Annotated in this window: 6 protein-coding genes and 1 riboswitch; of the genes, 1 reads left to right on the top strand and 5 read right to left on the bottom strand. The window is 71.1% G+C overall.

Translation table 11 applies throughout. The features are described 5' to 3' along the window. Window positions 1-10: 10 nt before the first annotated feature. On the bottom strand, window positions 11-2,896 hold the full coding sequence (gene gcvP, locus ACWGIU_RS24110) for an aminomethyl-transferring glycine dehydrogenase (RefSeq protein WP_453708974.1): 2,886 nt from the start codon (window positions 2,894-2,896) through the stop codon (window positions 11-13). Window positions 2,897-3,088: 192 nt separating this feature from the next. Beyond that, window positions 3,089-3,187: riboswitch (glycine riboswitch) on the bottom strand. Window positions 3,188-3,299: 112 nt separating this feature from the next. Between gcvP and ACWGIU_RS24105 the strand changes: the two genes are divergently transcribed. Continuing rightward, entirely contained in the window at window positions 3,300-3,665 is a 366-nt protein-coding gene (locus ACWGIU_RS24105) for a PRC-barrel domain-containing protein (protein ID WP_453708973.1), read from the top strand. Here ACWGIU_RS24105 and ACWGIU_RS24100 read toward each other — a convergent pair. The 4 genes from ACWGIU_RS24100 to ftsR all read right to left on the bottom strand — a co-directional run. After that, window positions 3,662-5,137: a DNA polymerase IV gene (locus ACWGIU_RS24100; RefSeq protein WP_453708971.1), complete on the bottom strand. Its 1,476-nt coding sequence runs from the start codon at window positions 5,135-5,137 to the stop codon at window positions 3,662-3,664. The two genes, ACWGIU_RS24105 and ACWGIU_RS24100, sit on opposite strands and share 4 nt — an antisense overlap. A gap of 43 nt (window positions 5,138-5,180) precedes the next feature. Beyond that, entirely contained in the window at window positions 5,181-5,819 is a 639-nt protein-coding gene (locus tag ACWGIU_RS24095; RefSeq protein ID WP_453708969.1) for a MerR family transcriptional regulator, read from the bottom strand. A gap of 180 nt (window positions 5,820-5,999) precedes the next feature. Then, on the bottom strand, window positions 6,000-6,473 hold the full coding sequence (locus ACWGIU_RS24090) for a bifunctional nuclease family protein (protein ID WP_030009777.1): 474 nt from the start codon (window positions 6,471-6,473) through the stop codon (window positions 6,000-6,002). Between the two features lie 51 nt (window positions 6,474-6,524). Then, the coding region (gene ftsR, locus ACWGIU_RS24085; RefSeq protein ID WP_453708967.1) for a transcriptional regulator FtsR at window positions 6,525-7,293 on the bottom strand (769 nt) is incomplete at its 5' end.

The raw sequence follows: 7,293 nt of genomic DNA, 5'->3' as shown, positions 1-7,293 counted from the left end.
CTCACTCATGTCAGGCGTCGTACTCGTCCAGCGGCGGGCAGGAGCACACGAGGTTCCGGTCGCCGAACGCACCGTCGATGCGGCGCACCGGCGGCCAGTACTTCTCGGCGGCCGTGACCCCGCCCGGGAAGACGGCCTCGTCCCGGGTGTACGGGTGGTTCCACTCGCCGCCCAGCGCCGCGGCGGTGTGCGGGGAGTTCGCCAGCGGGTTGTCGTCCACCGGCCACTCGCCGCCCGCGACCCGCTCGATCTCACCGCGGATGGCGATCATCGCGTCGCAGAAGCGGTCGATCTCGGCGAGGTCCTCGGACTCCGTCGGCTCGATCATCAGCGTGCCGGCGACCGGGAAGGACATGGTCGGCGCGTGGAAGCCGTAGTCGATCAGACGCTTGGCGATGTCGTCCACGCTCACGCCCGTGGCCTTCGACAGCGGACGCAGGTCGATGATGCACTCGTGCGCGACCAGGTTGCCCGGGCCGGTGTAGAGCACCGGGTAGTGCGGCTCCAGGCGCTTGGCGATGTAGTTGGCACCGAGCACCGCCACCTGGGTGGCGCGCTTGAGACCCTCGCCGCCCATCAGGCGTACGTACGACCACGAGATCGGCAGGATGCCCGCCGAACCCCACGGAGCGGCCGAGATCGGACCGACGCCCGTCTCCGGGCCCGCGGTGGGCTGGAGCGGGTGGTTCGGCAGGTACGGGGCCAGGTGCGCCCGGACACCGACCGGGCCGACGCCCGGGCCGCCGCCGCCGTGCGGGATGCAGAAGGTCTTGTGCAGGTTCAGGTGCGAGACGTCGCCGCCGAAGTGACCCGGCTTGGCCAGACCCACCAGGGCGTTCAGGTTGGCACCGTCGACGTAGACCTGGCCGCCGGCCTCGTGCACCTGGGCGCAGATGTCGGCGACGTGCTCCTCGAACACACCGTGCGTCGAGGGGTACGTGATCATCAGCACGGCGAGCTCGTCGCGGTGCTGCTCGATCTTGGCGCGCAGGTCGGCCGCGTCCACCTCGCCGTCGTCGGCGGTCTTGACGACCACGACCTTCATGCCGGCCATCACGGCGCTGGCGGCGTTGGTGCCGTGCGCCGAGGACGGGATCAGGCAGACCGTGCGCTGCTCGTCGCCGTTCGCGCGGTGGTAGGCACGGACGGCCAGCAGGCCGGCGAGCTCACCCTGGGAGCCGGCGTTCGGCTGGATGGAGACCTTGTCGTAGCCGGTCACCTCGCAGAGACGTTCCTCCAGCTCGTTGATGAGCGTGAGGTAGCCCTCGGCCTGCTCCACCGGCGCGAAGGGGTGCAGCTGACCGAACTCGGGCCAGGTCACCGGCTCCATCTCGGTGGTCGCGTTGAGCTTCATGGTGCAGGAGCCCAGCGGGATCATGCCGCGGTCCAGCGCGTAGTCCTTGTCCGAGAGCTTGCGCAGGTAGCGCAGCATCGCGGTCTCGGAGCGGTGCTGGTGGAAGACCGGGTGCGTCAGGTACGCGTCCGAGCGCAGCAGCCCCTCGGGCAGGGCGTCGGCCGTGGTCCCGTCCAGCGCCTCGATGTCGGCGGTGACGCCGAAGGCGGCCCAGACGGCCTCGATGTCGGCGCGCAGGGTGGTCTCGTCGCAGGCGACGGAAACCAGGTCGGCGTCGACCTGGAACAGGTTGACCCCACCCTCGCGGGCGGCGGCGGCGACCTCGGCGGCACGGCCCGGCACACGGGCGGTGATCGTGTCGAAGTACGAGCCGTGGACGATCTCCACCCCGCCGGCCGTCAGACCCGCGGCGAGCAGGGCGGCGTAGCGGTGGGTGCGACCCGCGATCGTCCGCAGGCCGTCCGGGCCGTGGTAGACGGCGTACATGCCGGCCATGACGGCGAGCAGCACCTGCGCGGTGCAGATGTTGCTGGTGGCCTTCTCACGGCGGATGTGCTGCTCGCGGGTCTGCAGCGCGAGGCGGTAGGCCTTGTTGCCGTCCGCGTCCACGGAGACGCCGACGAGGCGGCCGGGCAGGGAGCGGGCGTGCTTGTCCTGGACGGCCATGTAACCGGCGTGCGGTCCGCCGAAGCCCATCGGGACGCCGAAGCGCTGGGTGGTGCCGACGGCGATGTCCGCGCCGAGCGCACCGGGGGAGGTCAGCAGGGTCAGCGCGAGCAGGTCCGCGGCGACGGCGACGATCGCGCCGAGCGCGTGCGCCTGGTCGATGACCGGCTTGATGTCCCGGACGGCACCGGAGGCACCCGGGTACTGGACCAGGACGCCGTAGATACCGCGCTCGGCGATCTCGGCCGGGATGCCGGCGGAGAGGTCGGCGACGGCCACCTCGATGCCGATCGGCTCGGCGCGGGTCTCGATGACGGCGATGGTCTGCGGCAGCGCGTCGGCGTCCACCAGGAAGACGTTGCCCTTGGACTTGCCCACGCGGCGGGCCAGGGTCATGGCCTCGGCGGCCGCGGTGCCCTCGTCGAGCAGCGAGGCGCCCGAGGTCGGCAGCCCGGTCAGCTCGGCGACGACCGTCTGGAAGTTCAGGAGCGCCTCGAGGCGGCCCTGAGAGATCTCCGGCTGGTAGGGCGTGTACGCCGTGTACCAGGCCGGGTTCTCCATGACGTTGCGGAGGATCACCGGCGGTGTGAAGGTCCCGTAGTAGCCGAGACCGATCATCGGGGAGAGGACCTGGTTGCGGTCGGCGAGCGAGCGGAGCTCGGCCAGCACCTCGGCCTCGGTACGCGCCTCGGGCAGGTCGAGCGCCTCGGCGGTCTTGATCACATCCGGGACCGCGGCAGCGGTCAGTTCGTCCAGGGAGCCGTAGCCCACCTGGGCGAGCATCTTCGCCTGCGCCTCGGCATCCGGGCCGATGTGGCGCTGTTCGAAGGGGATGCCTCGCTCCAGCTGGGAGAGCGGAATGCGGTTGGCGGTCATGTACGGAGGCCTCCTGGTCGTATGACCTGCGAGGGGCACCACGGCGCGGGCACCCGGACGGCCTCCCCCTCTGTCATCTGCACCTGAGAGTTTCACCGGAGTCACGGGGGTCTCCCGGGGATCCGGCTTTCACCGTCGGTGAGGAGGGGGACCGGCACTGCGCCCGGTACCCGCCCTGCTTTCCAGAGTGGCCTCGTCCGTGCGGTACGTATGCCTGAGAGATTCCGGGGAGGATTTGCTCCTTCGGCGCCTCCGTCTTGTTCACTCGGAGGACTCTCCCGCACAGGGTCGACAGCCGTTCACCAGCGTACCAGCGCGGATCTGGACCCTCCCCGAGTGGCCTGCGCTACGGATATGCACTTCTGTAGTCATTACGGAGCAGTTGCGACCTTTTGGAGGGACCGTGCAGACCGACATCGATCCGCGCAGCCTGATCGGCCGCAAGGCGTTGGACCGCAATGGCACCAAGATCGGCACGATCGACGAGGTCTACCTCGACGATGCCACGGGCGTCCCGGAGTGGGCCGCGGTCCGGACGGGGCTCTTCAGCCGGGACGTGTTCGTCCCGCTGGAGCCGAGCGAGCTGGTGGGCGACACCCTGCGGGTGCCCTTCGAACGCGCCCTGATCAGGGACGCCCCGGACTTCGGTGTCGGGCGCCACCTCTCCCCCGAACAAGAGCTGCAGCTGTACCACCACTACGGACTGGACACGACCCTGCCGGCGGACTTCAACCGCGACTTCGGCCGCCTGGCGGGTGACGAGAGCTAAGGGGAGCCGGGCCGTCCCCCGGGGTCGTCCCCCACCAGCGGCAGCGGATCGGACGGCTCCAGCTCCGGGTCGTCCACCCGGAAGGTCCGCACCCGGCCGGGCTCCGATCCGGGCTGCTCGAACCGCACGGTCACCCGCCCGACCCCGCTGCCCTGCACCCAACCGGGCCCGTACACGGCATGCCGCACGTCGCTCCCGGCCGTCCACCGTCGTTCGGGGGCCTGCTCCGGCTCCCCGGGCGGCTCCGCGGCCCCGTGGGCGCCCTCGGCCTCCGCCCCGGCGACACCGGCCGCCACGGCCTCCCCTCCGGCCCCCTGCGTCCGCTCCGTCCCCTCGACCCCGTCCGTCCCATCGGTCCCTACCAACCTGGCCGACCCGTCCGACCCGTCCGGCTCAGCCGCGAGCGACTGCGCGAACAGGTCCTCCTGCGTGTAGTCCGCCAGCCCGCTGACCCCGACTCCGAGCAGCCGCACCCCACCCGTGGTGTCCACGCCCTCCAGGAGCCGAGCCGCCGCCTCCCGCACCACCCCGGGGTCGTCCGTGGGCCCCCGCAGGGTCTCCGAACGGGTCAGCGTGGAGAAGTCGTACCGGCGCACCTTGAGCACGATCGTGCGCCCGGAGTGCCCCGAATCCCGCAGCCGCTGCACGCACCGGTCGGCGAGCCGCTGCACCTCGCCGCGGATCCTGACCCGGTCGTGCAGGTCCACGTCGAAGGTGTCCTCCACCGACACCGACTTCGCGTCCCGCTCCGCGACCACCGGCCGGTCGTCCAGCCCGAGCGCCATCCGGTACAACCCGGCACCGGCCGAGCGGCCGACCATCCGGACCAGCTCGTCCTCCCCGGCCTCCGCCAGCTCCCCCACCGTGGTGATCCCGGCCCGGCGCAGGTGCTCGCCCGTGGCCGGCCCCACCCCGGGCAGGGTCCGTACCGACATCGGCGCGAGCAGCTCGCGCTCCGTCCCCGGCTCGATGAGCAGCAGCCCGGCCGGCTTGGCCTCCTCGGAGGCCACCTTGGCCAGCATCTTGGACCCGGCCAGCCCCACCGACGCGCTGAGCCCGGTGGCGCCCAGGATGTCGGCCCGCAGCCGCTCCCCCGTCTCCCGCGCGCCGCGCGAGTCGAAGGCCACCCCGCCCGCCTCCAGGTCCACGAAGGCCTCGTCCAGGCTCAGGGGCTCGACCAGGGGCGACAGCTCCCGCAGCATGGCCATCACCACGTCGCTGACCTGCCGGTAGAGACTGAAGCGGGGAATCAGGTACGCGCCGTTCGGGCAGAGCCGCCGCGCCTGCCCCATCGGCATCGCGGAGTGCACCCCGAAGCGCCTGGCCTCGTACGAAGCCGTGGCGACGACCCCGCGCGGCCCGAGGCCGCCGACGATGACGGCCTTGCCCCGCAGGCTCGGCTTCGACGCCTGCTCCACGGAGGCGTAGAAGGCATCCATGTCCAGATGCAGGATGGTCGGCGCGGCTCTCACAGCCCGATGCTGCCCTACGCCACCGACAACGTCTCGGCTCGGGTCAGACGGCCCGGTTGCGGCGGGCGGCCAGCTCGTCCGCGGGGTTGTGCCGGACCAAAGTCTCGCCGGTGTCCACACGCTCCCCGTGCAGCTGCGACAGCGCGCTCTCGACGTCGCGCCACACCACGCCCACGGCGATGCCGAAGACGCCCTGCCCGCCCTGGAGCAGACTCACGACCTGATCCGGCGAGGTGCACTCGTACACGGTGGCGCCGTCACTCATCAAGGTCATCCGTTCGAGGTCCGAGAACCCGCGGTCCTGCAGATGCTGGACGGCCGTGCGGATGTTCTGCAGCGCCACCCCGGTGTCCAGGAACCGCTTGACGATCTTGAGGACCACGACGTCGCGGAAGCTGTAGAGCCGCTGCGTCCCCGTCCCGTACACGGCCCGCACGCTGGGCTCCACCAGCCCGGTCCGGGACCAGTAGTCGAGCTGCCGGTACGTGATGCCGGCCGCGGCGCACGCCGTCGGCCCGCGGTATCCGACCTGCTCGGGCTCCGGGTCACCGCTCACCGGCCCGACCGGCGTCGACTCCGGCTGACGGCGCGCGGAACCGACCGCACCGCCGTGCAGCGGGTACGGCCCTGCTTCACTCCGTACGGGGGTACCCCCGGTCGTACCGTCGCCCGTGATCCTCACGCCGACCCTCCGTCCTCGACCTGCCCACCTTGAAGGTAGGCAGTCACCAGGGGTGCGTCAACGATCGCCACACTCGGCACGCCGAGTGATAATCACCCTGAGAGTGGTTTCCCGTATCCCTTTGCGGGGAAAGGCTAATCGAATGCGCTGAAGATCCCCGAGGACGACGCGGCCGACATCTCACTGCGGGCCGGTACCGAAGTCCTCCGGCGAGATCTGGTCAAGGAACTCGCGGAACTTCTCCACCTCGTCCTCCTGCTCGTCCGGAATGGCGATTCCGGCGTCGTCCAGCACGCCGTCACTGCCGTAGATCGGCGTCCCTGTCCGCAGGGCGAGGGCTATGGCGTCGGAAGGTCGCGCACTCACCTCGACCCCGCTGGCGAAGACGAGCTCCGCGTAGAAGACGCCCTCCCTCAGATCCGTGATCCGGACTTCGGTGAGCTCCTCGCCGATCGCCTCCAGCACGTCCTTGAACAGGTCGTGCGTCAGCGGTCGGGCAGGGGCCATCCCCTGCTGTGCGAAGGCAATGGCGGTCGCCTCCCCTGGACCGATCCAGATGGGGAGGTACCGGTCGCCTCCCACTTCACGCAGGAGCACGATCGGTTGGTTGGAGGGCATTTCCACCCGGACACCCACAACGTCGAGCTCGTTCACACAGCAACCCTAGGACCTGCTCGGCAGGTTTGGGTAGTCGGGCCCCCCACCTCAGGGCAGCCGGACCCCGAGAGCGGTCTGCACGAGGGCCTCGTGGAGCCGTACGGAGAGCCCCGCGAGCTCCTTCAAGGTGGCCTCCGCATGAGCCCTGGTCTGCGGGTTGCGATGCCTGCGCAGCGGTGCCACGACCTGCTCCACCAGCCCAGCCTCGCGGTCCGCGGCGGCCTTCATCGCTCGCAGGTGGCGCGGCTCCAGCCCGAAGCGGCCCAGGTCGGCCACCAACCGGGCCACCGTCACCGCCTCGGCGTCGAATCCGCCGTCCGCCCCCTCGGAGAGCAGCCCGTACGACTCCCACTCGACCAGCTGAACCTCGTCCACCCCGGCGGCCGCGAGCAGCTCGGCACGGCCCACCCGGGCCACCGTGGAGCGCTCCCGCCCCACTTCGCCGTAGACGGCCGCCGGTCCGGACGGATCGGTCGGCGCCCCGAGCGCGCCGGGCGCCGGGATACGGATCTGTTCGCCGCGGGCGAGCGCGTCGAGCTGCTCGCGGATGACCTTCAGCGGCAGGTAGTGGTCGCGCTGCAGACGCAGGATGCGAGCGAGCCGCTCCACGTCGTCGGTGCTGAACTTGCGGTATCCCGAAGGTGTGCGTCGGGGCTCGACGAGTCCCTCCGCTTCCAGGAAACGGATCTTCGAGATGGTGACTTCGGGGAACTCGTCACGCAGCGTGGTGAGCACCGTGCCGATGCTCACCAGCCGCCCGGCCGGGCCGGCGGTGCCGGCGGTGCCACTTCGCGGGGCACCGCCGGTCGGGGTACGC

The sequence above is a fragment of the Streptomyces sp. NPDC054840 genome (assembly GCF_053611065.1).
Note: the sequence above shows the minus strand (reverse complement) of the source record. Positions and strands in the feature narration are given on the sequence as shown.

Excerpts from the sequence above, each read along its gene's own strand:
- gcvP (WP_453708974.1), bottom strand. The coding sequence starts at position 2,896 with ATGACCGCCAACCGCATTCCGCTCTCCCAGCTGGAGCGAGGCATCCCC.